The sequence below is a fragment of the Streptomyces sp. NPDC048442 genome (assembly GCF_040651475.1).
GTDB lineage: Bacteria > Actinomycetota > Actinomycetes > Streptomycetales > Streptomycetaceae > Streptomyces.
The window spans coordinates 528,799-554,101 of sequence record NZ_JBEZKB010000001.1 but is presented as its reverse complement, the minus strand read 5'-3'; the positions used below and the strand labels follow the sequence as shown (position 1 = coordinate 554,101).

Genomic DNA, 25,303 nt, shown 5'->3' with positions numbered 1-25,303 from the left:
CGTATCGGATAAGTGAAGTGATGAAGAGTCAGCAGAGCGGAGCGGGAAGGCTCAGCCCTTGACCGCGCCCTGCATGATTCCCCCGACGATCTGCTTGCCGAAGACGACGAAGGCGATCAGCAGCGGCAGCGTGCCCAGGAAGGCGCCCGCCATGATCACCGCCTGGTCGGGGATGTAGCCGCGGCCGAGTCCGGTCAGTGCGACCTGCACGGTCGGGCTGCCGTTCTGGGTGAGGGCGATGATCGGCCAGAAGAAGTCGTTCCAGGCCATGACGAAGGTCAGCATGCCGAGGACCGCCATCGCGGGCCGCGCCGCCGGGAAGACGATGTGCCACAGCACCCGGATGCTGCTCGCCCCGTCCATCCGGGCCGCCTCGATCAGCTCGGTGGGCAGCGCCTCGATCAGGTACTGCCGCATGAAGAAGACGCCGAAGGCGCCCACCAGCGTCGGCAGGATCACGGACTGCAGCTGGTCGGTCCACTGCAGCTTCGCGACCATCATGTAGAGCGGTACGACGCTGAGTTGGGGCGGCACCATCATCGTCCCGATGACCAGCAGGAGCAGCATGTTCTTGAACCGGAACCGCAGTTTGGCGAAGGCGAACCCGGCGAAGGTGGAGAAGAGGACCGTGCCCGCGGCCACCGTCCCCGCCACCACCGTCGTGTTGAGCAGCGCCGTCCCCATGTTGGCGTCGGTCCACGCGATGCCCAGGTTCTTGACGAGGTTCCCGCCGAACCAGAAGGGGGGCGGGGTCTGGGCCAGCCGGGTGTTGTTGCGGGACGCGGCGATCGCCGTCCACACCAGCGGGAAGAGCGAGCCGACCGTGAACACGATCAGGATGGCGTACGTGAGCCGCCCGCCGTGCCGCTGCCGTCCGGCCCGCCGGACACCGCGCGGGCGCCCGGCCTTCGCTACCTCGTGCTCCGGCTTCCGTACGTCTCGTACCGTCGTCGCGCTCATGACCGGGAGCCCTCCTCGCTCTTGAGCAGCCGGCGCGAGATCAGCCAGTTGACCAGGCCGATCAGCAGCAGGATCAGGAACATCGTCCAGGCGATGGCCGACGCCCGTCCCAGGTGCAGGTTCACCCAGCCCTGCTCGTACAGGTACAGGCCCAGCGTCTGGAACTGGTGCTCCGAGCCGCCCGTCGCGCCCGCGCTCCCGCTGAAGAGCATCGGTTCGCCGAACAGCTGGGTCGCGCCGATCGTCGAGACGATCACCGTGAAGAGGATCGTCGGACGCAGCGACGGGATCGTGACGTGGCGGAACTGCTGCCAGCGCGACGCGCCGTCCAGCTCCGCCGACTCGTACAGGTCGTGCGGGATGGCCTGCATGGCGGCCAGGTAGATCAGTGCGTTGTAGCCGGTCCAGCGCCAGACGACGATCGTGGAGACGGCGAGCTGCGAGGTCCAGGTGCCGTTCTGCCAGTCGACCGAGTCGATGCCGACCAGGCCGAGCGCCCAGTTGATCATTCCGTAGTCGCGTCCGAAGAGGAGCACGAAGACGAGGGTCGCCGCCGCCACCGACGTGGCGTACGGGGTGAGGACGGCGACCCGGAAGAAGGCCGAACCGCGCAGCTTGAAGTTGAGGAGGTGCGCGATGCCCAGGGCGATCGCGAGCTGCGGAACGGTGGAGAGGATGCCGATGGTGACGGTGTTGCGCAACGAGTTCCAGAAGAACTCGTCGCTCATCAGCCGGCTGAAGTTCCTCAGGCCCACCCAGCTCATGTCGGTCGGCGCGGTCAGCTCCACCTGGTGGAGGGACGCCCAGCCGGTGTAGAGGAGCGGGAAGAGCCCGAAGGCGAGGAAGAAGAGGAAGAACGGCGCCACGTACGCGTACGGGCTGAACCGCATGTCCCAGCGGTAGCGGCGGCTGCGCCACTTGGACGCCGTACCGGCCGGCTGCCGCTCTCCGGCCCGCAGGGCCCCGCCCCCGGCCCCCTCCTCGGGGGCGGGGGGCGGGGCGGGCACGGACTCACTGCTCACACTGCTCATCAGCCGTCACCGTTCCCGACACCGTGGACGTCACCGCGGCCGGTCCCGTGGCCGGTCCCGAACCCGTGGCCTGTCCCGAACCCGTGGCCGGTCCCGAACCCGTGCCCGGTCCCGCTCACTGGTCCAGGGCGTTGTCGATCGCCTTCACCGCTGCGTTCCAGCCATCCTCGGGCGAGCGGCCCTTCTGGTCGACCTGAAGCATGCCGACGTCCGCCATATTGGTGTTGATGACGAGGTCCTTCGGGCCGAGGATCTGCACCGGCACCCCCTTCGCGGCCTGCGAGAAGATCTCCCCGATGGGGGCACCTCCGAAGTACGCGTGCTTCGCCTTGGACACCACCGGGTCGGCGTAGGCCGTCTGGGCGCTCGGGAAGCTGCCGCGCTTGGCGAACAGGGTGGCCTGCTGGGCCGGAGCGGTCAGCCAGGCGGCCAGCTTCGCGGCCTCCGCCTTGTTCTTCCCGGCCTCGGGAACGGTCAGGAACGCACCGCCCCAGTTGCTGGGCTTCGGCGCGGCCGCCACGTCCCACTTGCCCTTGCCCGCGTCACCGGCCTTGTCCTGGATGTAGCCGAGCATCCACGGCGGGCAGGACACGGTCGCGAACTGGCCGTTGGCGAAGCCCTGGTCCCAGCCCTTCTGGAACTGCTGGTGCTTGGCGGTCAGCCCGGCCGTCGCCGACTCCGCCGCGATGTCCCAGGCCTCCTTCACCGCAGGGTTGGTCTTGTAGATGACCTTCCCGTCGGTGTCGTAGAACCGCTTCTCGTTGCCGCCCATCACCGCGGCCAGCAGACCGGAAGCGGAATCCAGGAACTTCGTCCCGTCGGGAGCCTTCGCCTTGTACTGCTTGCCTACGTCCAGGTACTTCTTCCAGTCGCCGGCCCACAGCTTCCCGACCGCCTCCCGGTCGGTCGGCAGCCCGGCCTTCTGGAACAGGTCCTTCCGGTAGCAGATGCCGGTCGGCCCGACATCCGTCCCGAGCCCGACCGTCTTGCCGTCCTTGCTCGTCCCCTGCGCCCACTTCCACGGCAGGAACGCGTCCTTCTGCACCCCCGCGACCTTCCCCAGGTCCATCAGCCTGGCGGACTGGGTGGCCGTGATCTCGGCGATGTTGTTCACCTCGACGGCCTGGATGTCGGACAGACCGCTGCCGCTGGTCAGGTGGTTCAGCAGCTGGGGGTAGTAGTTCTCGTTGCGCTCGATCGAGTTCTGCTCGATGGAGACGTCCGGGTGGGCCTTCATATACGCGTCGAAGAGCCCGGCCTCCTTCATGCCGAAGGCCCCGAAGACACCGATCCGCAGAACGGTCTTCCCCTTCTGTCCTGCGGCGGCGGTGTTGCCCGTGCCCGCGTCGCTGCCGGCTGGGGAGTCGTCCGCGGCACAGCCGGAGAGCAGTGCGCCGCCCAGCAGTGCGGCGGTTGCGGAAAGAGCGATTGCGGCCCTGGAACTGGGCCTGGAACTGGCCCTGGAACTGGGCCTGGAGCTGGTCCTGCGCACAGCGAAGATCTGCATAGCGTCCTCCTGAAGCCCGATGGGTCAGGTACGGTGGGAGCGCTCCCATGTGTGATGTGTTGAAGGTTCGCGGCTCCCCGCGGGGGTGTCAAGGCACCGGACAGCGAGACTTGGCGTCATAAACGTGTGTACGAAGGCGATGAGCGGTCGTACGACGCGCGGACGTGCTGGGAGGGGTCGGTTCAATGGCGATACGGGAAACGGGTGGCCCAAGGGTCGCCCGCGGCGGACGCGGCGCAGGCCGCCCCACCCTCGAAGAGGTGGCCGCACGCGCAGGTGTCGGCCGGGGCACGGTGTCCCGGGTGGTCAACGGCTCGCCCCGGGTCAGTGACCGTACGAGAGCCGCCGTCGAGGAGGCGGTCGCCGAACTCGGCTACGTGCCCAACCGGGCGGCCCGCGCACTGGCCGCCAACCGCACGGACGCGATAGCCCTCGTCGTCCCCGAGGCCGAACACCGCTTCTTCGTCGAGCCGTACTTCTCGGACATCCTGCGCGGTGTCGGCGCCGCCCTCGCAGATACCGACATGCAGCTCCTGCTGACCATCGTCGGCAACGACCGCGAGCGCGGCAGGTTCGCGAACTACCTGGCGGGCCACCGCGTCGACGGCGTCCTCGTCGTCTCCCTCAGCGCCGACGACCCGCTCCCCGACCTGCTGACCGACTTGGGCATCCCCGCCGTCATCAGCGGCCGCCGCTCCGCCGACGAGCCCCTCCCGTGGGTGGACGCCGACAACGTCTCCGGCGCCCGGCAGGCAGTCGCCCACCTCGCCGGGCGCGGCCGGCGCCGGATAGCGACCATCACCGGACGCCTGGACATCTACGGCGCCCAGTGCCGGCTCGCGGGCTACCGCGACGGCCTCGCCGAAGCGGGCCTGCCCGTCGACGAGGCCCTCATCGCCCGCGCCGACTTCACAGAGGAGGGCGGCCGGGCCGCCATGGAGAGGCTCCTTGCCCAAGTCCCCGCCCCCGACGCGGTGTTCGTGGCCTCGGACGTCATGGCCTCCGGCGCCCGCCAGGTGCTGCGGGCCCGCGGCATCCGGGTCCCCGAGGACATCGCCCTGGTCGGCTTCGACGACTCCTCCATCGCCCGCCACATGGACCCGCCGCTCACCAGCGTCCGCCAGCCCATCGAGGAGATGGGCCGCGTGATGGCGCACACCCTCCTCGCCGAAATAGCCCGCCCCACCCTCCCGGTGGGCACCGCCCGCCCGCCCCAGCCGCAGCTGATGCTCCCCACGAAACTGGTGCCGAGGGCGTCCTCGTAGCGGGTACGCACGGGACGGGGCGCCGGGGCGGGTCCCGTCCCGGAGTGAGGCAGATCACTCCGCGGGCGCCGGCCCCGCAGGGGGCCCGTAAGGCCTCGTAAAACGACCAAGGCCCCGGTTCTTTCGAACCGGGGCCTTGGTCTCACAGGGTGAGTGACGGGACTTGAACCAGATTCGTGACCCATTCTTGACCTGCGATGATGCCGAATACCGGGACATACGGGCGTAGTTCGATACCAGTCAGAGCCACGAGGAGCCGCCGCAAGACATGATCTGTTCTCACGGGAACACCTCCCTACTGACACCACCCCACCCCTCCCGGGGTGAGTGCAAAGGGGCCCAACCGCAGAACGCAACTGTGCCCCCGACCTGATCAGGTCGGGGGCACAGTGCACCTCGCCGGACGCCTGGGGAGCAGTTCCGAGGAGGTAGTCGAGAGAGTGGGGGTCAGGTGCTCCTATCCGCTTTCGCGGGGGCCATCCACACCGCCACTCTGAAGAGTGAAGAACTGATTGACCTATTCACAGATCGAGGAAAGTGCTGTAAACGCTACAGACTTTTGATCATGAGGTCGATGGCATTGGAGGGTGCCACCCACCGAACGGCCCGACTGGGTACTCACCCGACGCCGGGCCATCGGCGAACACATTCGTGTCGCCCGCCGCGCCGCCGGCCTCACTCAGGAACAGGTCGGCCTGCGCACGGGGATCGAGCGGAACAACATCAACCGCATCGAGCAGGGCCACAGCGCCGCCCGCCTCGACTCGCTGCTCCTCATCGCCGACGCGATCGGGGTCCCGCTCGCCGACCTTGTCCGGTAGGCCGGCGACCCACCCACGGCGGGCCGCCGGGTTCACTGCGCGCCCGAGCTACTCGGGCTGCTCTCCACCAGGGACGAGGAAACCGCGCACAGGGCGGGGAGACTCAGGCGTACGCGACTCAGGCTCCTGCGCGCGCCTCCACTCCTCGACCATCGCCGCGTACCTCGGATCGATCCATTCCGTCATGACGGGTGGTCCTTTCACTCCTCGCCGAGGCTACGGCCACTCGGGCTTGGGCATCGGTCGGATGGTGCAGGACGGGGCGTGCTGGCACTGCGCTGCGACGGACACCAGCAGGTCATCCGTCGGCGCGGACCACAGCTCGCCGTCGACATTGAAGCCGAGGCTGGCGATTGCCTGCCGGGTCCGGTCGAGGATCAGCGGGTCGTAGTGCGTGGGGTCCGGGCCCGGGAAGTGGTGCACGAAGCCGCCGAAACGGTCGCACAGGTCGGCGTACGCCTGCGTGTGGAGGATCAGTGCGTGCCATCCCTCGTCCACGATCCGCGACGGCGCCAGCCCTACGCCCGGATTCTGCGCGCAGGCTACGACGAACGCGACGCCATCCGCAGCGATGCGGCCCGCCATCTCCTCGGGCATGCCCGGATTGGCGTCGAGGATGGTCCGCACGATGCTCGGCCAGTGATCGCCCATGAGGGCGCGGGCGTCTCTGGTCGCAGGTCGCTCGGTGGTGGTACTCATGTGGTGCCTCCCATTTCGGTGGGTGGTGCATGAGGCCCGCCCCGGCCGCCGACCTTGCAGGGACTCAGGCGGCGGGGGCGGGTGCTGGTGGGGCTACTCCTCGGGCTCGTCCGGGGTAGCCGCAGGGGTGAGGTCGTCGGCGGTGATGGGGCCGCCGTTCCACAGGAGCGTCACCCCGTGCTCCGCGCAGTACGCGCCCGACTCGTCCTCGACCGGGAACGAGTGGGACCGGTCGCCGTGGAAGCAGTACGTCATCGTCGGTGACACCCGCAGTCGCAGCGCAGGGTCATCACCGGTCGCTCGTACGACTGTTGGGTCCCGAGGCGAACCTCCTTCGGCCCGGCACACATCGCGTGCTCATCGCACCGGCACTCGGGTGTCTTGTACGTCCTCGCGGACCTTTGGGCCTGCACCATCACGACACCCCCCGCCCCAGTCGTGCGGCGCCGACCTCGACCAGCTCGGCCACCCGCGCCAGGGCACAGAGACGTCCGGGCTCGCACATCGGCACCACCCAGTAAGCGCCCGGCGGCGCGAGCTGGTCGACCTGCGGCACACCCAGCCAGGACCCGTGCCCCAGGTAGGCGGCCGCGCGGGACCGCCAGCGGACAGCCCCACCAAGGGGGACGAGCGGGTAGACCCACCGCTCGTCGTCCTGGATCACCGGCCCGCCGAGCAGCTGCTCCAGCAGCGGGCCCTCGGCTGCAGGGTGGGGGGTGATCAGCGCCGCGTGCAGGACATCGGCCGGGATCCGGACCGCGTCGAAGCGCTTACCGAGCGGGAGCATGGCGAGCCGCTGGTCCGCCCACTCCGCCCGTGCTTGAGGGGGAACGCTGTGCGCGTGGGCAAGCCATTCCGTGGCGGCGGTCGCTGATGACCTGCACTCTGTCTGACCAGTCGACTTCATGCTTGAAGGACACCTCACTCCAGGTGCCAAGACGAGGCCGGATCACAGGGCGCTTTGGCGGACATTCCAGAGGACATTTTCGGGACGGGAACGCCTCACCGTGGCTACCGTGTGTAAGACACGCACGTGGAGGCCCACCATGCCAGCGCCGCCCGGAAACCCACTTCTCGTCCAGGCGCGCCTTGCCGCCGGGATCCCCACGCAGGAACTCTTCGTCGACGCCTTTCAAGAGAAGGCCGCTGAGCTGGGCGTTGACGCCACAGTGACCGTCCGGCAGATCCGACGTTGGGAATCCCCGAAGCCAGGATGGCCCCACCCGCCAGCCCGCACAGTGCTGACCGCGATGTTCGGACGTTCCCCTGAAGAGCTCGGGTTCCGCAGGCCGCCACGGAACCTCTCGGCATCAGGAGGCTTAGGACCGGTTCACGATGAAGGAGTGAATCGACGTGTCTTCGTGGCCCGCTCTGCGACCGCAGTCGGCGCCGCCATACTGCCGACGTCCGCCCGCGACCTACTCGCAGCCCCACCAACCGATCCGGTCTCGGGCATCCGTGATGTGCTGACGGGCACGCTGCCTGCACCATCGCGACCCAGCAGCGTCGACTCCATCGTCCAAGCGACCGCGTCCGCGAAGCGGCAGGTGCAGGCGTGCAGATACTCGCAACTGGCGGGGAAACTTCCCGGCCTGCTGATTGAGTTTATCGAGCCTCGTGAGTCGGAGGCTGAGCAGCGTGAGCTTGATGTTGCAGCCGTCCACGCTTTTCACGTGGCGGCGTCCCTCCTACTCAAGGCAGAGGACACGGCATCGGCATGGGTAGCGGCGGAGCGAGCAATGGCGGCAGCCCGCCGGGTGGGAGATCCCGCCCTGGTGGCGGCGGCTTCCCGCTGCCTCACGCAGGCAGTTGCCGCGGTCGGACACAAGCAGCAAGCAATCCGAATCGCTATCGTCGCAGCGGACCAGCTGAGCGGAGAGGTGTCCCGCAAGGCCCCTGCGAAGACCGCGGTGTTCGGTGCGCTGCTCCTGCGCGGAGCTTGGGCTGCTGCGGTCGGTGGAGACGCGGACACCTCGGCTGAACTCCTTGACCAGGCGGGCCGGTCCGCGAAGCTCCTCGACGAGAGCAGCAACCTGGAGTGGACCGCGTTCGGCCTGCAAAACGTGCAGCAGCACCGGCTGTCGATCGCCTTGACCCTGGGAAACGCGGGCCAGGCGCTGGACGCTGCACGCAAGGTCGACGTCACCCAGCTCGCCGTGACGGAGCGTCGCGCGGTCTACTGGATGGACGTGGCGCGGGCCCTGCACATGTGCGGGCAGCCAGATAAGGCGGTGACGGCGCTGCTGAAAGCGGAGAAGGAAGCGGAGGAAGAGGTCTTGTCGCGACCGGTGGTGAAGGACCTGATCGGCGAGATGGTGGCACGCGATCGGGCGGGGCGGCTTCCGGAATTGAGGCAGCTGGCACTGCGCGCTGCGGTGCCAGCATGAAGTGCCCAGTCCTCTACGTCATTGCGTGCGCGGCCGGCCCCGCCTCAGATCTCGGCAAGCTGGTGGGCGAGGCGGTCGAAGACGGGTGGGAGGTCTGTGTCATCGGTACGCCTGCCGCAGTCGCGGGTGGATTCATCGACAAGGCGGGGCTGGCCGAGATGACGGGCCGTCCGGTTCGTTCATCGTGGCGTCGCTCGGGTGAGGAAAAGAGCAACCCGAAGGCGGACGCGGTGGTGTGCGCCCCGATGACGATGAACTCGGCTAACAAGCTGGCCCAGGGCATTGCAGACACCTACGCGTTGGGGCTCGTCACCGAGATGGTCGGCGTCGGCGTACCCGTCGTGGTGCTGCCGTTCTGGTCCACCGCCCTGGACGCTCATCCGGCAACGCGTCGCTCAGTGAACGTGCTCCGCGAGTGGGGGGTGCGAGTCCTGTACGGACCGGGGGAGTGGGAGCCGCACGAACCTGGCACCGGCGGCGAACAGCTGGAGAAGTATCCGTGGTCACGGGCTCTGCGTCTCGCCGCCGAGCTGACGCGCTGACCCTGGACATGGCGAAAGCCCCCTCCCGCCCGAAGGCGAGAGGGGGAACGCTTCACGGATTCCGGCGGTAGAAGAGCGTCGCAGGCGACGAGGACTCTGGGGGCGGGGCCCCTTCTCGTCGGCAGACCAGCGCATCCGGATCACCGGCCGGAGGCTGGAGGCTGTACCCCTCCGGGCACGGCTGACCGTCCGCCCCGTCCCGGCCTGGCTCACCCTGCGGGCCACGCTCACCGGCAGGACCCGCAGCACCGGCCGGGCCAGCAGGACCCGCCGGGCCCGAGGGACCTACCACCGAATCCCCGTCCGCGCCCGGAGCGCCAGGCTGCCCCGACGCACCAGGTACCGGAGTACCCGGCCGACCCGGCGAACCCGACGGGCCCGGATCACCCGCAGGGCCGCGCGCACCCGCTGGCCCCGGCGGTCCCGGGATCGGCACCGGCACTTCCGCTCGGTCCGGCAGATCATCCACCGCCGCCGCAGGATCCGGAGCAGCCGGAGTACCGCCCCGCGCTTGGATCTGTGCCCGCAGCACGCGTACGTCCGTCGCGAGCGTGGACACCGCGTCGCCCCGCCGGTCCGCTTCCGCAGCCACCTGCGCCGTCCGCCGGGACTCCACCTCGATCCTCACCCACACCAGGACGACCGCCCCGGAGAGGACCAGCAGGACGGCCGCCACCGCGATCGGCCGCCACCGCCGGTGCAGCAGACCGCGCGTGCGCCGAGGCCGGCGCCGGATTCTGGTCCTCACGAGGCAGGCCCTCCCAGGTGTGCGAGCTGCCGCTCAAGGTCGGCGATCAGGATCTGGAGTGACGCGATCTCCGTTTGAAGTGCAGCCCGGTCAGCACGCTCGCGCGAGAGCTCGGCGTACGCCGCGGCCAATGCCGCCTCGGCGGTCGTCAACTTGTTCTGGAGGCCATTGCGTTCCTCCTGGAGTTGGTCGACCAGGGAGCCGAACCCGGTCATCACCGCGCCCTGGTGGGCGGCCCTTGCCGACGAGCGCTGACCGATCCATGCAGCCGTGGCCGCTGCGAGCCCGACGACGATCGTCCCGATAGCGCCGAGCGTCGCAGCGTCCACGTGCATATCCTCCTGGCGGGTCAGAGGGGCGACAGTGCAGCCACTCTCAGGTCATCCGCGCCGGGCGCTGCACCGGGCTCTTCAACTCCAGCGGCAGCACCGGCACCGGCGCCTCCACCTCACGGCGGAGAGCCAGAGCAACCGCTCCCTCAATGGCGACCATCCACAGCGACTGTGTCTCGGCGGTCATGTGCAGGCCGAACGCGAGGAACAGTGCCAGCGCGCCCTGCCCCAAGTTCACGATGGATGCACCAACCGCGCCGGTGCGGAGCACGACCGCAGTGGCGACTGCTACGAGCAGGGAGAGGACTGCCATGATGGCGCCCTGCTGTTCGCCGCTGACGTCGAAGCCGTACGCGGCGGACAACTTTAGGGCGATGGCGATGAACGCGAGGATGTAGACAGGCTCGCGGCCGAAGATCTTCACGGTGGTCCTCATTTCAGTCTGATGGTCTGGCCGACCGCGATCCGGTCGGGGTCCTTGATCCCGTTCAGGCGGACGAGCGCCGCCACGGTGGTGCCGTGCTTCTTCGCGATCGCGCCGAGGGTGTCCCCGGACCGCACCGTGTACGTCGACGGGGTAGACGGGCGGCGCTTCAGCCGGTCGGCCACGTCCTCGCGGAAGTCCGCCAGGTTCGTGAACGGCTGGCCCTTCGGGTCGACCTTGTCGTCCGACCACTCCCGATGCCCGATCACCGAACGGGACGACCAGCCGTGCGCCCGGCACACCGCAGCCGCAGCACGCTCCATCGCCTCCACCTGCACCGCAGGCCACGGGTCGCGGCCGTCGCCGAGGTTCTCGCACTCGAACCCGTAGTAGCGCGCGTTGCCGTCCACTCCGTCGTCGTTGCCCTTGGTCGGGGCGGGTGGCCGGTCGCCGTAGTCCTCGGCGATCACCCGGGCGAGCACCTTGGGGTCTCCGCCCCCGGCGTGGTTGGTGCGCCCGTACCCCACGACGTGGACGACGCCGTCCTTCGTGATGACGCCGTGGCACAGCGGGCCCGGCAGCCCGGAGTACCCGATGCGGCACATCGACACGGGGTCGGCCGGGCGTCGGGTGACGGTGTGGTGGATCATCACGCCGTTCACTGGCCCCCACGGGCGGGACGAGCTGGTGCGCGTGTGGGTCGCTGCGTCGCCGACGACCTTCACCGTGAGGCCCTCGGCGCGCAGCGCTGCCACGAACCGGTCGAAGGACAGGGGAGTCGCCATCAGCCAGCCTCCGTTCCAGCGCGCGCGATGGAGGCGTTGGCCCAGAACATGGCCTCCTCCAGCTTCGTGACCGCGAGACTCTTCTCCCGGCCCTCCGGACACCGTTCGTTCAGCTCGTCGGCCAGACGTCGGCAGGCCTGCCGCACGCTGGTGTGCTCGTCGCGCTTCTCCTCCGTCGTGGCGGCGTGGAAGGCGAACCGGTGGGCAATGTCGTCAGACTGCATGGAGACTCCAGACATGAGAGAAGCCCCGGCCAGGCGGCACGGGGCGAGGGAGTAGGGGGTGGGTCAGGCGGCCTCGTAGGTGACCTCCAGGCGCATCGACGACCCGGCCGCCCACGGATAGCCAGGGGTCGGCGTGGTGCCAGGGTTCACGTAGCCGGAATCCGTCCACCGAACGACGAAGGCATTCATCGTCGTGGCGGCCGGCTGCACCAGGCCCGCCATGATGCGCCACGACGAACCGTCACCTGGCACGTACCGGCCGAGGCCCTGCCACCCGCCTGGAGACAGCGGCGCCGCCGACGCGGCCACAGGCAGGGACGCAGTCAAGGCGCCGGTGCCCATCGTGGAGCCGGTGCCCCAGGAAAGCGCGACGATGACGTGGATGGTGTCCCCTATCCGCGCCCATCTGCCCGTCGATGCGGAAGCGCCGAGCGCGGTCAGCCCCACCCACGTGGGGGTGTAGGACGTCCAGGTGCCGGAGATGTCGGCCAGCCGCTGCGCGGTGATGCGCTGCCCGGCCAGCCACGGCGCGTACGCCACGGGTGCCTCCTCAGAGTGCGGTGATCGACGGTTGGGCGAGGCGTACGTCAGAGCCCGCCTGGTGGGCCTTGGCGATGCCGTTGATGGAGCGGGCCACCGTGAACCGCTGCGGGTTGGTGATCTCGAACTGGTCGAACCTGAGCTGCGGTGCCACGTTGGTGGTGCCCGCGAAGGCGGACGCGGTCAGTCCGATCGCCCCGGCCGCGATCGTGTCCGCCATGATGGTCTCCGTCAGGTGCCACCCCACCGGCTCCTCCGTGCCCACCGGCCATACCCGCATCGAGATCGTGTGCCCGGTCAGCGTGACCCGCACTTCGAATTCGTCGCCCGCGGTGTATGTCCAGGGCAGCGTGGGCGCACTCCCGACCTGCGTGGTGTCGCGGGACACCGACAGGAACATGGCACCCGCAGTACCGAAGTGCAGCCGCGCCCGGTAGTAGGTGCTGCCGTTCACGTACCGCAGGAGCACGGCCGGGATCATCGAGGCGCCCGTGGCGACCGCCGAGGCGGACATCCGCACCCGTACCTCGGCATCACCCACCGCCCCGTCCGTAGTCTGGAACCGCACAGTGGTCGGGTTCGCCGTCAGGGTGACAACCCCACGGGAGCCGTCCACCGACCGGTCCGCCGCCACCCCGCCCGTCTCCGTCCACGCCCGGCCAGACGTCGCAGTGCCCCAAGACGCGGCCACACTGCGCCCGAACGAATCCCACCCCCACGGCTCAATCGCTGTAGCCCGCACGACCTCCCCACCGACCTGCACGTCCACCGGTAGCTCCGCCGGAGTACTCCCCGGCAGTCCGGCCGCCGACTGCACCCACCGGGGGCCCGCAGTGACCGCCACGGGTAGGACCGTTGCCGACGAAGTCACTGCGGCAGCCACCACGCTGCTGTCGGTGTCCGCACGGCCGACGACTGGGTCCTCAACCTCGCCCACTGTCCACGGCGCACCCGGAGAACAGGCGAAGACCACATCCCAGGTCCGGACGCCGATCTCCTCCTGGTACCCCTCAACGATCAAGTCCAGGGTGCCGCTGCCCACCCACGCGGGCACATTCACGATCCGTACGAGATCCCCGACATCGAGACCGAGGACCGCAGGGACGAGCTGGGGTGCGGCGTGGAGCTGGACGTGCACCGACGGCACCCGCACCCCGTCCACGGTGCCCAGGTAGAGCCGCCACGCCGCCTGTTGGGCGGCCTGTTCGTCCTTGTACAGCGACAGGGTCACCGTTTCGTCGTACAGGCCCACTCCGGCCGGCGGCGGTTGCACGGACAGTGGCCCCGTCTCCAGTACCACCCGTCCGGCGGAGCCTCCGCTGCGAGTAACGGTGACGTCGTTGCGGAGACGGGAGTCGTCCTCCACCGGCTCCAGCGGCGGCGCGACCTCGCCCGCCGTGTAGTCCAGGACTAGCGCCGGTGTCTGCCCGTAGAGGCTGGACCTGTCCCGGTAGCGCAGCCCGAGTCGCTCCCGGTCCTCATGCAGAACACCACCATCGGCGGCGGCGCACTCTTCCAACAGCGTCAACATCGGTGCCGGGCGCTGCGGGCCGAGTCGCTCGGAGGCGATCAAGGTGTCGCCGTCGTAGGTGCGCAGCGGGATGGACTCCTCGACCGCGAGGCGGCGCATACGGTCGAGGGCGGATTCTCCCTGGAAGCCATCGTCTGCGCCGTTGTAGATGGTGATCGCAGCGGCGGCCGGGGTCCACGGAGGGCTGACGCCGTTCCAGACGCCGAGGTGTCCGAAGCTCACCCCGTCGGCCCACGCACCCCACGAGGCGCTGACACCCACGGCGCGTCCCGGGGTGCCGGTGTAGACGGTGCGAGAGTAGGAGAAGGCACCGGTGACGACGTCCAGCCATCCAGCGGCCAGGTACGTGCTGCCGCCATCCACGGCAGTGAAGAGCTGAAGACGGTTCCAGACCCCGGCAAAGTTCGAGGTGTCGGTGAAGTTGAAGAAGGCGGTGACGGTGTCGTCAGCGTCCCTGATCTCCACGCGGATGCCGCCCGTGCCGACGCGCACCGTGGCCCATGCCATGCTGGCCCCGGCGACCTGGACGCGCAGCATCTCTTGCTGCGTGGCGGGAAGGGTGGGCAGCCGGTAGACCATCTCCACATGCCAGCCCGTACCCGAGCCCGGGACCCGGCCCGAGAAGGACGCGGCGGGCCCTGCCTTGGGCAGGGCGGCGGAGCCCAGGAGGGAGTCCTCCGCCCCGAACTCAACCCCAGAGACCCGCAGCGGCAGTACACCGGCGGTAGGCGAGTACGCCTGTACAGCCTCCCGCTCCTCCTCCATCGGCCAGTACGCCGACGGGCTGCCCGAGGGGATGCGCCGGCGCAGCGTGGAGTCGAGCCCTTTCTGGCCCTGCCCGTACCGGCGCAGCACCCCCGATGCGGTGATCGGTACCCATGCACTCTTGCCCGAGGCCGTCCACCGCGGGGGCCACGACGACACCTCGCCCACGACGCGGACGTTACGGTTCGTGATCTCAGCGGGTGCCACCACCGACCAGAGCCGCCCAGCCCCATCCGTGAAGGCCGGGGCCCCAGATGCCTGGCTCCGCAGGTCGGGATTGGCGACCACCGTCCCGCCGATGCCCGAGCGCAGCTCCAGCCGGTGCAAGCGGCCCTCGAAGCCCACCATTTTGAGCAGGGCCGAGCCGGAGTAGATGGAGGTAATGCCTGCCGCGCTGGCTGTCCCCAGCAGCGTCCAGGGCCCGTCAAGGGCGGCCGCCCAGTAGAAACGGGCGGTGAACCCCCCTGTGCCGTCGTCGACATCGAGGGTGACGCGTACGGCTGCCCGGCGAGGGAGGGACGGCAGGGGGCAGTCGGCGAAGAAGGAGTTGGTGCCGTTCGTCGACCAGTTCAGCGTGAGACGCGTGGTGGTGGTGGACAGCATGTAGCTGCGCTGGCTGGTGGCGCTGTCCCACTTGTAGGCGATGTACTGCGTGCCTTCGCGGTCCCAGTCAAGGGTGACCTCCGCCCGGATGTCGAGGTCCCCGACGATGTCCAGGGCTGCAACATCCGGCGTGGAGGCGGCCGCGACGAGAGAGCCGTCGAGCTGGAGGTAGGACTCCGGCCCCGGGACGGACACCCTGATCGGGGTGTTGCGGCCGATCAGCCCGTAGTACGGCGACAACGGGTTCCTCGGCGAGTACCGGCCGTCGAGGTTGTTCAGCGTCATCGTGCACTTCGACGGGTCCGTACGGGCGCCCTGGTCCGGGCGCCCGCGGTCGTGCGTGATGACGTCCCGGAGCAACACGTCCGATGTGATGTCTGTCCAGGTACCTCCGACCTGCATCTCGATAAGGGTGCCGAGCGGGGTCTCCGGGAACGCCATCGTGCCTCCTATCCGAATGCGATCTGTACGTCACCGCGACCGTCGGTCTTGACGATCCGGCGGATGAGCCGCTTCATCTCATCGGGGCCAGCAACCTCGATGCGGATCGTCGTCTGTGACGGTCCGGACTGCGATCCGGACTGTCCGGAAACCGAGCCACCTGCACCGATACCGACCTGCCCCGGGCGTGGGACGGACACGAGTCCGGCCATCGTCCGGTCCACAGCGGACTGTCCGGACGCGATCCCCTGCACGAGTCCGGCCGGGATGTACTGGCCGAGAGAGGCCATCACCCGCGACGGCGACCGGATGCCGAGGGCGCGCTTGATCGACGTCGACATGCCTCGCGCGATGACGAGCATCTGCCGCTCGATCGCTGACTGCTGCGACCGCAACCCCCGGATCAGCCCCGAGGCGGCGTCGATGCCCGCCCCGTACATCGCGTTGCCCGCGACCATCCCCGCCTGCCCGGCTGCCGTGCCCAAGAGGCGCTGCTGCTTGTTGAGTTCAGCGATCTGTCCCTTCGACGCGGATGACAGGGCGCCGGCCGCCGCCGAGCCCTGCTCCACACCGGCCTGCGCGATCTGCGTGAGCAGGTCACCGGACACGCCCTTCTTGCGGAGGGAGGCGAGGTTCGCAGCGAACTGCTTCGCCTGCGCGACGCGCGCGGAGAGGGTCGAGAGGATGCTGCTGGCGGTCGTCTCCTCGTTGGTGCCGGAGGTGATGTTCGCGCCGTCCAGAACCCCCTTCTTCACGTCGGCAGCGAGCTTGTCGCGGTTCTTGATGAGGTCGGCGTACGACTTGGAGGCCGTCTTCATCCGGGCGGCGAGTGAGCTCTCCCGGTTGGCCAGGGTGAGGAGTTGGCGTTGCCGGGAGCCGATCAGGTTGAGGGCGTTGGAGCGGGCGCGGCCCGGCATCATCGAGTCCGCCACGATGTCCGCGAGGCGTGTGGACGCGGCCTTGACCTGCTTGCCGGTGCCGGTGAGCCCGTCGACCAGACCACGGCCGACCCAACGCCCCTGCGCCCTGGTGACCTTGGACGGAGAAGCGATGCCCAGAACCCGCGCGATCGGCCCGGGGATCATCGATTTTGCGAAGCCCGCGACCTTCCCGGCGATCCAACTCCCCATGGACTTGATGCCTTCCCACAGGCCCTGGACAACCGCCTTTCCCTTGTCCAGCAGCAACCGGCCGAGATTTCCGATGGCTGAGCCGATCCGGCCCGGGATGCCGCGGGCCCAGATGATGAACTGCGCCGCCTTGGTGATCGCTGCGACCTTGAACCGCTCGAACGCCGTCGTCGCCGCCCGCCACAGAGTGGACGCCAGCCCGGAGATCGCGCCCCAGATGCGGCCCGGGAGCCCAGCCACCCAGACGACCATCTCGACGAACTTGCGGACCAACCCGTCCTTCGCGGCGCCTACCCAGCCGCCGATCTTTCCTGGCAGCTGACCCAGCCACTCGATCGCGGCGAGGATCCCGTCGACCGCAGCCGAAACGACGGCCTTGATGCCGTTCCACGCCCAGTTCCACGCGGTCTGGAACCACGTCGTCTTGGTCGCGATCAGCACGATCACCGCGATCAGCGCGGCGATACCGACCACGATCCACGTGATCGGCGAGGCCAGAAACGCACTGTTCAGGATCCACTGAGCGGCCGCCCAGATCTTCGTGGCACCCGCCACCACCGCCCCGTACAACGCCCAGAGCTTCATCCCGATCACGATCGCGGCGACCGCCTGCGCCAGAGTGTTCACCACCCCCGGCGGGAGCGCGTTGAGCACCTTCGCCAGGTTCACGGCGAGCATGGTCGTGATGCCGATCAGCGGCGCCAGAGCCACGATCACCGACAGAGCCGCACGCGCCAGGGTGCCCAGCGTGGCCCCGCCCTGACGGGCCAGCTCCATGAACTGCCCGAAGCCCGCGGACCCCTTGAGACTGGAGCCCCACGCCGCGAACGCTGCCGTCATCGAGACCAGCCCGCCCGTGACCCCGGCCGAGGCCGGGGCGAACGCGGCCAGCAGCCCGCCGAAGCCGACCGCGAGGTTGCGGATGACTGCCAGGAAGTTTGACAGGGCGGGTCCGGCCGCAGCCGCCATGCCCTGCGCCCACGCCTGGATACCGCCACCGTCGGCGCCGGCCTGGATCTCCCCGATGAACCGCCGGAGTGCCCCGGCCGCCGCCTCGACGAACGGCGTCAACGCTGGGAGCAGCGACCGCAGCAAGGTCAGCCCGTCCGTGAGGACCGGCATCGTCGTGTCCGACAGGCTGTCGGACCAGGCTTTGTAATCGCCCTTCAGCCCTGCGAACGCGCGCGCGGTCGCTTGCGTCGCCGGGGGCAGGCCCTGCATCTGCGCCTCGGCCGCCGCATCCGCCTCCCGCGCAGCTTTGGATGCGGAGGCAACCTCCTTCAGCGCGGACTCGTACGCCTTCCCGCCCTTCGTGGCGAGCTTGGCGGCCATCTGCTTCTTCAGCAGCACCTTCTCGTGGGCGTCGTCCGCCTTCTCCGCGGCCTCGGACGCCTCGGCAACGCCCTCCATCTGTGGCTTCACCGCCAGGCTGAACGCCTTGACCGCGATGCCCGCGGAAACTGCACCCGCAGCCAGCCCGCCAAGGGCGGTCGATACCGCAGCGACGGCCGGCACCCCTGCGCCGATGCCTGCCGCCGCCGTCGCGACCACACCGAGCCCGGCCGCCGCCGCTCGGGAGCCCTCGGTCAGGGCCTGGCCCATGCCCCGCCCAGCCGTACGGCCAGCGGTGACGAACCGCCCGTTGAGGTCACGGAGGCGGCCCTCCGTGTCCCGCTGGAGGCCCTGCATGTGTAGGCGGGCAGCGCCGAGACCGGAGATCCATCCGGACTCGTCGGCACGGATGACGCCGACCAGCTCGCCAAGGCGGAGGGCCATGGTCCACCCCCTCGTGTCTAGCTAGCGCGCTGTGGAGTTGTGTTCAGGTGGTGCGAAATGCCTGTTCAGGCGGGTATCCGAGCTGAGGAGGCCGAGGATGCGCAGGCGCAGCCACCGCCACGACCGTTCCCGGAGGATCCCCGAGTCGACGTCGATGCCGTACGTCTCGTGGAGGTCGTCTTCAATGAGCGCCCACTGCTCCAGCAGGGCGCCCCACGTCAGGTCTTGGCGGCCTTCCGGGCGCGGCTGGTAGCCCGCGGGGTACTCGTACCACTCTGCGAGCCCCGTTTCGGGGTCGATTTCGCCGCACGGGATGAGGCGCGGCGCTCCTCCCGATTCGGGGCTGCTTGAGAAGGGTCGCCGTCCGCAGCCCAGAACGCCTCGGCGGCGGGCAACCCTTGGGAGATCCAGATGACTGCGGTAAGAGCGACGTGGCGAAGGCGCGGCCACGCGAGGTGCTTCACTGCGTCGTCGTACGCGGTGCCAAGGGCTACGCGGTAGAGGTCCATCTCGGCTGCGTCGTTGAGTACTTCGGCCTCGGGTTCGGCGCCGTCTGCGGCCATCCGCATGCCGGATTCCATGAGCTTCTCGACGCGGAGGCCGTCCTCGGCGGAGCACGGCGAGATGTGGAAGGTGCGGATCTTGCCGTCGGTGCACTTCACGGGGAGGTCGAGGGAGTCACCGAGGAACTCCTCCAGGACCTTGAAGTTGCCCGCCATCAGGGGGTCACCGGGTTCGTGATCGGGGCCAGGGGGCCGGTGCCGGTGAACGTGACCTGCACCTGGTCGAGGTCGCTGCTCTCGCCGCCCTGCGGCTCCCAGGCGGGGAGCGCGCGGCCCCGGTACGCCTCGGGAAGGCCATTGCGGTCGAAGAAGCGGAGGTCGACCTCGGACGGGTCGCCGTACGCGAAGAACGCCAGCCTGATTGCCTCGTGGACTGGGGAGTACGAGGTGCTGTCCTTGGAGACCTTCCGGTTGAACGTCGCCTCGACCTCCCACTCCTGCGCCGTCTTGGTGTTCTCCTTCCACCCGTCGGTGTCGTAGCTGGTGCTGTCCTCATGGTTGGGGTCGGCGGTCCATTTGAACTCGGTGACTCCGGGGCAGAGTTGCCAGTCCGGGGCCACGTCGGTGCCCATGTTGATCTCCAGCCGCCACCGTCGGGCGAGCGCGGTCACAGGGGTAGGCGTCGACATGACGGCCTCCTATTCGTACAGGTTGGGCGCGGACCGGGTGGTGCGCGCGTAGTAGTTGGCGGCCAGCTCCATACGGCCGTGCTCGTCCTGGCCCATCAGGGCTTGCGACTGCCGCCACAGCAGTGCCACCCACGCGGAACCCATCTGCTCTGCCTGCCGGTTGTGGAGCAGGTCGAGGAGGTCGTCCGCGAGGTCGTTGACGTCGCGGGGGTCGCGGCTGGCCCGCAGCCGGATCTGAATCCCGGTGATCGCGTCGGAGAGATCCGGGTCCTCGACCGGGTACGTCGACAGGCACACGATCCGGTCCGGGGTATCGGGCATGACGGAGAAGACGATGCCGGTCTCCGCCGGGGTGTAGATCCCGGTTGGCCGGTAGACGGCCAGACCTGCGCCGGAGATGAGTCCGGCGATCCCGTCGAGGAGGTCAGCGGTGTAGCCCACGAGCACCTCCAAGGGGGGCTGAGGGTTAGCCGCGAAGCCAGCGGCGCAGGCCAACAGCCATGAGGCGCAACATCACGTCGCGCTCCGAGTTCATGGGGATCTCTAGGTATTTCGCGGTCCTGCCGGGCAGGTGCTTGAAGTCCAAGCGCTCATGCTGGACGACGGCATAGACCGTGTCGAAGCTGATCGCACCGTTGAGGCCCTCCACGTCCACCCGCCCGGAGCGCTCCAACGTCCCCTCATCGAGCGGGATGATCTTCTTCGCTTCTCCGAGGGTGTGCTCCAAGGCCCGTTCGACACCTTCGGATGCGAGCCGTCGGCCGCGCGAGGTCCACAGCCGGTTGCCCTGCCACGACATACGCGAGTACTGCGTCATTCGAGCTGCACCTCCAGATGGTCAGGAGTGGGAAGCCCGCCGCCGTCGCGGCGCAGCGCTGCGATGACGGCGGTCTTTCGGCCGTCGGGGAGCATGACCCGCGACCCGGGCGGGGCGACGGTGGTCAGCGGCGCGTACGCGGTCGACGATGAGGTGACCTGGTCGCCGCCGGGGCTGCGGACCATCCGGGTCTGCTCGTCGAGGAAGCACCGCGTCACGACTGGGGGGCCGTACTGCGGCCCATACGGGCCCTGCCCCAACAGCGGTTCGACCGTGACCTGGTGGCGCATGAAGCGGCCGGGCAGCGTACCCATCAGCAGCTCCGGACGGTGTAGTGGAACACCTCGTGCGACAGCGTCGACAGCACCCGGTATGCGCGCTCCGGCACGTACGTAGGCCCTGACCGGTTGGCGCCTGCCCCGTACTGGATTTGTGCCGAGCCGATGCTCACACCCTGGATCGGGCCCGAGGTGTCGTTCTCCTCGCCGACCTCACCCCAGAATTCGATCACCGCACAGACCGCCTCGGCGAACGCTGCCGCCACCGTCGGGTTGGTGGGGAGCCCGCCCGCATCGACGGCGTACCAGGCGCCGCGCAGGACGTTCGCGTCGAGGAGCGTCGTTGCACGCTCCAACAGCCGGTCCGCGTCCAACGGGGGTGCCGTGTGGAGGTAGTTCGCGAGCTGGGTGCTGGTGGCGTACCTGCGACCACCCACGGCCGGGCCCGGCGCCGGACCGACCGCGACCTTCTGCCCTTCCACCGAGGCACCAGTGCCCGTCACCGACCACGCCAGTGTCCACACCCCGGCCACCGTGTACACCACCGGCGCCGACCACGTACCCCCACCGTCGCCCGTCGTCGTGACCGGAGTCGTCGCCGTGCCGTCCGGCGCGTACACCGTCAGCACAGCCGCCGTGGTCCCGTCGTGCGGGTCGACGGCCAGGGTCGCGGTGACGCGGTCGCCTGCATCGGGCATGTCAGCCTCCGTCCGTCGCGCGGGTGGTCAGGGTGGGTCCCGCTGCGCTCGTGACCAGCCGAGGGCGGGCCGAGCTCGGGGTGAGCTGTGGGCCCGCGGCAGAGGGGGTGAGGTGGTCGGCGGGACGCTGCCGCACCCCAGCCAGAACGCGCGCCTGCCCCGCCTCGACGGCGGGTGCCAGGCGGACGTACGGGCCGATGCGCGCCGCACTGACCTCGACCGCCGAGCCGAGAGAGATCCGCCGCACCACGGCGAACGGGAGGGCCGTCTCCTCGGCGGTGGCCGGGCCGAGCGCACCGAGCGTGCTCCCGGACAGACCGCGAGCGTCGGCTGCCTCGATGGCCGGGGTGAGCGTCTGCGACGACACTGCGGGCAGGGCCGTGCTGGACTCCGCGGCCTGGCCTGCCACCAGCAACCGGGCCTTGCATCCGCCAGCCGGGAGCGCCGCCTCCACCGTGGTAGTCGGGCTGAGTGTGCTGCGCTTGGCCTGTCCGACGGGTCGAGCCTCGGCGCCACCGAGCGCCGGGACGAGGGGCGTTCGCTTGCTGCGCCCGAGCGGCCGGGCGGCGTCGTCTTCCGTGCCGGCATTGAGGTCGGTTGCGGAGGCGGCATCGAGCGGACGCGCCGTCGTGTCCTCGACGGCCGGGGCTAGCCTGTGCCGCTTGCTCCTGCCGACTGTCTGCGCTGAATCGGTCGCCGAGGTAGGTGGGAGCAGCTGGGTCTTGACCGGGCTGCTCGGTACCGCGCTGGATGCCGCAAAGGCTGTGGCCAGCGTCAGTCGCTTCGCCCCGGTCAACGCCCGTACGTCGCACCGCTCGGCTGCGGGCAGGAGCCCCGCAGCCGTCGGCAGCGCCCGCGCGGCTGCTGCTTCCGTGGCCATTCCGACCAGCTGGCGCTTCGTCTTGCCGTACGGCTGCGCGCCGGTGGTCTCGGACGCAGCGGGAAGGGCTCGCGACCGGCGCGGCTGGAGTACCTGAGGGGCGGTGGTCTCTGTTGCATGCGGCAGCGGGCGGCTCTTCGCCGCAAGGAGGGGGTGCGCCGCGCTGGTGTCCGTCGCCGTACCCAGTGCGCGCTGCTTCGCTTGCGCAAGGGGAAGCGCCGTGTCCGTGCCCGTGGGGACAGGCAGCGGGCACCGCTTCGCCCTGCCGACGGGCAAGGACGAAGCTGTCTCGGCGCTGAGTACCAGGGTGCGGCGTTTCGCGGCGGTGACCGGGCGTGCCGTCCCGGTCTCGGTAGCGGATGCGGATGCCGTGAACTTGGTGGAGGCCAGGGCCTGGGCCGCCGCCGCTTCTGTGCCGGGGTTCAGGACGGAGACGACCCCGGGCACCACGTTGACGTTGTCGAACTCGGCGAAGTCGTCGGTGCCTGCGTCCCGGTGGGTGACGAGCTGATATTCCAGGTCCGTCGAGGTGGTCACCCACGCCGGGCTCGTCGCGGTGCGGCGAGTTGTCCAGGTGAGCGCGTCCGGCGAGGTGTCCCAGTAGAGCGTGCCCGCCGACTCGCGGATCCGCAGGTACGCGTGCGCGGTCGCGTCGTAGAGAAGAAAGAGCGCGCCAGGGTCGGAGTAGCCGACCCGGACGAACATGGCGAGAGTCGGCGTGGCAGCCGCCGTATTGATCTCGAATCCGGCGTCGGTACCAAACGTGGCAGTCAGCACGACGACTTGGGCGGCCGCCGACGCGGACGCGGCAGGGTAGACCCGTACGAACGCGCTGCTGCCCGCCAAGATGAACGTCTTGCTACTGGAATACGCGTTGTAGCCGGCCGTACAGGCGACCCTCGCCCGGCCGCCGGCCTCCTCGTAGATGCCGTAGTTGTTGGCCCACTGGCTCTCGTCGATGGTGTTGTCGTTGAAGTCGTCGACGAGTTCCCCGAGGAGCGGCACGTCTACCTCCCGGAGCGGGTCAGGCTGCCGAGGACACCCGGGCGAAGTCCGCGATCGTCAGCGTGAAATCGGACCCGTCGGGGGTCATCGTGACGTCATGCTTGGTCAGGGGCACGCAATCGCTGTCCGTGCCCCCAGTGGTGTCCGGGTCGTAACAGATGATCACCGCCGAGATCGCGTTGCCAGTGGCGGCCGTCCACGTGATGTCGGCGGCGTCGATGTTCACGCGGTCGTTGGCGTTGTCCATGCCGACGGTCACCGAGGCCAGAGTCTTGCGGCCCATAGTGGTCTGTTCGTTCGATGCTCCGGCCAGGAGAGAGCCGAGGTCGGCGTAGTCGCGCATGGTGGAGTCGCCGACGATGCCGGACGTCTCGATGGGCACGGCGATCAGTGCGTCGTTGGTGGCGGGCAGCGCGGCCAGCGTCGCCAACCGGCCGAGGGCGATGTTGAAGACGAGGTTGGCCACCGCGTCCGTCCTTTCAGGGGTGGGGGCCCGCGCCCCGGCCGCTGTCGTGCGGCCGGGAGGCGGACATGGAGAAGGGGGAGGCCGCAGCCTCCCCGGGGGCGTGCGCACCTGCTACGCGCTGGCGCCGATGATGACGATGTCGTACGTGACGGCCGTGCCAGCCGCCGAGTTGGCGATCTTCAGGAGGTCGCCGGTACCAGCGGTCACCGCGTAGCAGGTGGCATCGGCGACCCCAGCGGCCAGGCCGAGCGAGGCACCCGGGCGCAGCGTGACCGTGCCCGTCGCGTTGAGCATCGTGGCCCACGCGTTCGTCGAAGCCGCGCCCACCACGACGTTGTTGGTGTTCGAGGCGGCGGCCGAGATTACGATGCCCTTGATCCGCGCGAACGTGACCGCGGCCCCGAACGCGTCGAGGAGCACCCCGGCGAGGTCGAGATCCTCGGTGCCCGACGCGGCCAGCGTCCGCCGGTCGGAGAACACCTTGTCGGCCTTGCCCGCCCCGGTGCCCGAGGCAAAGGCGCTGGCCTTGCGTACGGACAACGGGGCGGTGCCCGTGGTCAGGTCCAGTGCCGAGGTCAGGGAGGCATCTGCCGCGATGGAGATGCTGGAGTTCAGCGGCATGTCAGCTCCCGTACCTCTCGGCGAGCTGGTCCCGCGTCATCCCCTCGATGTCCGACTGACGCTCCGGGTCGTCCTCGACGAGGCGGGCGTACGCCTGCCAGTCCGTCTTGGACGCCTTCCGGGAGGGCGGCTTGCTCACCCCGGACACCTCGCCGTCCTCCGTGGTGCCCACTGTGTCGGCAGTGGGAACGCCCGCCGGATTCTCCTTGCGGAGTTCCTCGTTGGTCAGCGGGACGTCCGCCGATGGGTCGTGCACCCCGGGCGCGGTGAGCGTCGGCCGGGACAGGACACCGTCGTTAACGAGGTTGGGGAGGCCATCGCCGTCGGAGTAGCGCTCCCAGTTCGGCAGCATCTCCAGCCGCGCGTTGGGCCGGTCGTATCGGGCGATGTCGCCCGTGTTGGTGTTGCGGTAGCTCACGCTCATGCCGGGACCGCCGTCCTGATGTCGACCTGTACGAGGATCTCCGTCGGTGTCCCGGCCGGCGCGGCGAGGACGACGGAGAGGTTGTCACCTGCGGCACAGGCGGCGTTCTGGACGGTGGTGTTGCCCGCCCACGCGTCGGTGGTGGTGGCCATCGGAGCGGCGAGGACGTCGGACGCGCCCTTCTTCACCTGCACCGTGCCCGCGCTGCCGCCAGTGCGGTACGCGCGTACCGCGAGGATGGTGGCGGCGGCCGGGACCTTGCAGAGTTGGTAGGTGCCGGCCGTGCCTGCGGCGACACGGACTTCTTTGCTGTAGGTGCGGGCGGTGGAGGTGTCGACCTCGCCGCCCCTGCCGTCCACGCTGTGGACCTTGTAGCCCATGGGGCTGTCCTTCCTGCGGGAGGGGCCCACC

General features: G+C 69.5%; 28 protein-coding genes. 4 read left to right on the top strand and 24 right to left on the bottom strand.

Annotated elements, in window-relative coordinates:
• Window positions 1-51: 51 nt before the first annotated feature.
• From AB0D18_RS02640 to AB0D18_RS02630, 3 genes are all read right to left on the bottom strand, one after another.
• A complete protein-coding gene (locus AB0D18_RS02640; RefSeq protein WP_362411510.1) occupies window positions 52-960 on the bottom strand; it encodes a carbohydrate ABC transporter permease in 909 nt (302 codons plus the stop codon).
• A complete protein-coding gene (locus AB0D18_RS02635; protein ID WP_362412130.1) occupies window positions 957-1,982 on the bottom strand; it encodes a sugar ABC transporter permease in 1,026 nt (341 codons plus the stop codon). Before AB0D18_RS02635 ends, AB0D18_RS02640 begins: the two co-directional genes overlap by 4 nt.
• A gap of 124 nt (window positions 1,983-2,106) precedes the next feature.
• Window positions 2,107-3,498 carry an ABC transporter substrate-binding protein gene (locus tag AB0D18_RS02630; RefSeq protein ID WP_362411507.1) on the bottom strand — a complete coding sequence of 464 codons (1,392 nt, stop codon included), beginning with the start codon at window positions 3,496-3,498 and terminating at the stop codon, window positions 2,107-2,109.
• A 185-nt stretch (window positions 3,499-3,683) separates the two neighbouring features.
• Between AB0D18_RS02630 and AB0D18_RS02625 the strand changes: the two genes are divergently transcribed.
• Both AB0D18_RS02625 and AB0D18_RS02620 read left to right on the top strand, forming a co-directional pair.
• Window positions 3,684-4,763, top strand: a complete 1,080-nt coding sequence (locus AB0D18_RS02625; RefSeq protein WP_362411504.1) for a LacI family DNA-binding transcriptional regulator — start codon at window positions 3,684-3,686, stop codon at window positions 4,761-4,763.
• A 587-nt stretch (window positions 4,764-5,350) separates the two neighbouring features.
• A complete protein-coding gene (locus tag AB0D18_RS02620; protein WP_362411501.1) occupies window positions 5,351-5,584 on the top strand; it encodes a helix-turn-helix transcriptional regulator in 234 nt (77 codons plus the stop codon).
• Between the two features lie 216 nt (window positions 5,585-5,800).
• Here AB0D18_RS02620 and AB0D18_RS02615 read toward each other — a convergent pair whose 3' ends face one another.
• The 3 genes from AB0D18_RS02615 to AB0D18_RS02605 form a co-directional block, all read right to left on the bottom strand.
• Window positions 5,801-6,283 carry a hypothetical protein gene (locus tag AB0D18_RS02615; protein ID WP_362411498.1) on the bottom strand — a complete coding sequence of 161 codons (483 nt, stop codon included), beginning with the start codon at window positions 6,281-6,283 and terminating at the stop codon, window positions 5,801-5,803.
• A 93-nt stretch (window positions 6,284-6,376) separates the two neighbouring features.
• Window positions 6,377-6,538, bottom strand: coding sequence for a hypothetical protein (locus AB0D18_RS02610; protein ID WP_362411495.1), 162 nt, complete (start codon window positions 6,536-6,538; stop codon window positions 6,377-6,379).
• Between the two features lie 160 nt (window positions 6,539-6,698).
• Window positions 6,699-7,190 carry a hypothetical protein gene (locus AB0D18_RS02605; RefSeq protein ID WP_362411492.1) on the bottom strand — a complete coding sequence of 164 codons (492 nt, stop codon included), beginning with the start codon at window positions 7,188-7,190 and terminating at the stop codon, window positions 6,699-6,701.
• A gap of 436 nt (window positions 7,191-7,626) precedes the next feature.
• Here AB0D18_RS02605 and AB0D18_RS02600 point away from each other — a divergent pair, with 436 nt between their 5' ends.
• Together AB0D18_RS02600 and AB0D18_RS02595 are read left to right on the top strand one after the other, a co-directional pair.
• Window positions 7,627-8,670, top strand: coding sequence for a hypothetical protein (locus AB0D18_RS02600; protein ID WP_362411489.1), 1,044 nt, complete (start codon window positions 7,627-7,629; stop codon window positions 8,668-8,670).
• Window positions 8,667-9,212: a flavoprotein gene (locus tag AB0D18_RS02595; RefSeq protein WP_362411486.1), complete on the top strand. Its 546-nt coding sequence runs from the start codon at window positions 8,667-8,669 to the stop codon at window positions 9,210-9,212. The genes AB0D18_RS02600 and AB0D18_RS02595 overlap by 4 nt, the downstream gene beginning before the upstream one ends.
• A gap of 744 nt (window positions 9,213-9,956) precedes the next feature.
• On the opposite strand, the gene AB0D18_RS02590 is transcribed toward AB0D18_RS02595, so the two are convergent.
• The 18 genes from AB0D18_RS02590 to AB0D18_RS02505 all read right to left on the bottom strand — a co-directional run bounded on the left by AB0D18_RS02590 (window position 9,957) and on the right by AB0D18_RS02505 (window position 25,272).
• A complete protein-coding gene (locus AB0D18_RS02590) occupies window positions 9,957-10,289 on the bottom strand; it encodes a hypothetical protein (protein ID WP_362411483.1) in 333 nt (110 codons plus the stop codon).
• 46 nt (window positions 10,290-10,335) lie between these two features.
• On the bottom strand, window positions 10,336-10,716 hold the full coding sequence (locus AB0D18_RS02585) for a hypothetical protein (RefSeq protein WP_362411480.1): 381 nt from the start codon (window positions 10,714-10,716) through the stop codon (window positions 10,336-10,338).
• Window positions 10,717-10,724: 8 nt separating this feature from the next.
• Entirely contained in the window at window positions 10,725-11,501 is a 777-nt protein-coding gene (locus AB0D18_RS02580; protein ID WP_362411477.1) for an N-acetylmuramoyl-L-alanine amidase, read from the bottom strand.
• Complete coding sequence (locus tag AB0D18_RS02575) at window positions 11,501-11,725, bottom strand: hypothetical protein (protein WP_362411474.1); 225 nt, start codon at window positions 11,723-11,725, stop codon at window positions 11,501-11,503. Before AB0D18_RS02575 ends, AB0D18_RS02580 begins: the two co-directional genes overlap by 1 nt.
• 63 nt (window positions 11,726-11,788) lie before the next feature.
• Window positions 11,789-12,265, bottom strand: coding sequence for a hypothetical protein (locus AB0D18_RS02570; RefSeq protein ID WP_362411471.1), 477 nt, complete (start codon window positions 12,263-12,265; stop codon window positions 11,789-11,791).
• Window positions 12,266-12,275: 10 nt separating this feature from the next.
• Window positions 12,276-15,605, bottom strand: coding sequence for a hypothetical protein (locus tag AB0D18_RS02565; protein ID WP_362411468.1), 3,330 nt, complete (start codon window positions 15,603-15,605; stop codon window positions 12,276-12,278).
• Between the two features lie 8 nt (window positions 15,606-15,613).
• Window positions 15,614-18,511 carry a hypothetical protein gene (locus AB0D18_RS02560; protein WP_362411465.1) on the bottom strand — a complete coding sequence of 966 codons (2,898 nt, stop codon included), beginning with the start codon at window positions 18,509-18,511 and terminating at the stop codon, window positions 15,614-15,616.
• Window positions 18,512-18,729: 218 nt separating this feature from the next.
• Window positions 18,730-19,230 carry a hypothetical protein gene (locus AB0D18_RS02555; protein WP_362411462.1) on the bottom strand — a complete coding sequence of 167 codons (501 nt, stop codon included), beginning with the start codon at window positions 19,228-19,230 and terminating at the stop codon, window positions 18,730-18,732.
• A complete protein-coding gene (locus AB0D18_RS02550; protein ID WP_362411459.1) occupies window positions 19,230-19,703 on the bottom strand; it encodes a hypothetical protein in 474 nt (157 codons plus the stop codon). The genes AB0D18_RS02555 and AB0D18_RS02550 overlap by 1 nt, the downstream gene beginning before the upstream one ends.
• 9 nt (window positions 19,704-19,712) lie before the next feature.
• Window positions 19,713-20,144, bottom strand: a complete 432-nt coding sequence (locus tag AB0D18_RS02545; protein WP_362411456.1) for a minor capsid protein — start codon at window positions 20,142-20,144, stop codon at window positions 19,713-19,715.
• A 25-nt stretch (window positions 20,145-20,169) separates the two neighbouring features.
• A complete protein-coding gene (locus tag AB0D18_RS02540; RefSeq protein ID WP_362411453.1) occupies window positions 20,170-20,520 on the bottom strand; it encodes a hypothetical protein in 351 nt (116 codons plus the stop codon).
• Window positions 20,517-20,834 carry a hypothetical protein gene (locus AB0D18_RS02535; RefSeq protein ID WP_362411450.1) on the bottom strand — a complete coding sequence of 106 codons (318 nt, stop codon included), beginning with the start codon at window positions 20,832-20,834 and terminating at the stop codon, window positions 20,517-20,519. The genes AB0D18_RS02540 and AB0D18_RS02535 overlap by 4 nt, the downstream gene beginning before the upstream one ends.
• The gene (locus tag AB0D18_RS02530) at window positions 20,834-21,496 is read right to left on the bottom strand and encodes a hypothetical protein (protein WP_362411447.1); all 663 of its coding nucleotides are present in this window, start codon (window positions 21,494-21,496) and stop codon (window positions 20,834-20,836) included. Before AB0D18_RS02530 ends, AB0D18_RS02535 begins: the two co-directional genes overlap by 1 nt.
• Window position 21,497: 1 nt before the next feature.
• The gene (locus AB0D18_RS02525; protein WP_362411444.1) at window positions 21,498-23,381 is read right to left on the bottom strand and encodes a hypothetical protein; all 1,884 of its coding nucleotides are present in this window, start codon (window positions 23,379-23,381) and stop codon (window positions 21,498-21,500) included.
• 19 nt (window positions 23,382-23,400) lie between these two features.
• Window positions 23,401-23,847 (bottom strand): hypothetical protein, encoded by a 447-nt coding sequence (locus AB0D18_RS02520; protein ID WP_362411441.1) that lies wholly within the window; start codon window positions 23,845-23,847, stop codon window positions 23,401-23,403.
• Window positions 23,848-23,958: 111 nt separating this feature from the next.
• Window positions 23,959-24,468: a hypothetical protein gene (locus AB0D18_RS02515; RefSeq protein ID WP_362411439.1), complete on the bottom strand. Its 510-nt coding sequence runs from the start codon at window positions 24,466-24,468 to the stop codon at window positions 23,959-23,961.
• A 1-nt stretch (window position 24,469) separates the two neighbouring features.
• Window positions 24,470-24,892 carry a hypothetical protein gene (locus tag AB0D18_RS02510; protein WP_362411436.1) on the bottom strand — a complete coding sequence of 141 codons (423 nt, stop codon included), beginning with the start codon at window positions 24,890-24,892 and terminating at the stop codon, window positions 24,470-24,472.
• Window positions 24,889-25,272: a hypothetical protein gene (locus AB0D18_RS02505; protein ID WP_362411433.1), complete on the bottom strand. Its 384-nt coding sequence runs from the start codon at window positions 25,270-25,272 to the stop codon at window positions 24,889-24,891. The genes AB0D18_RS02510 and AB0D18_RS02505 overlap by 4 nt, the downstream gene beginning before the upstream one ends.
• Window positions 25,273-25,303: the final 31 nt, after the last annotated feature.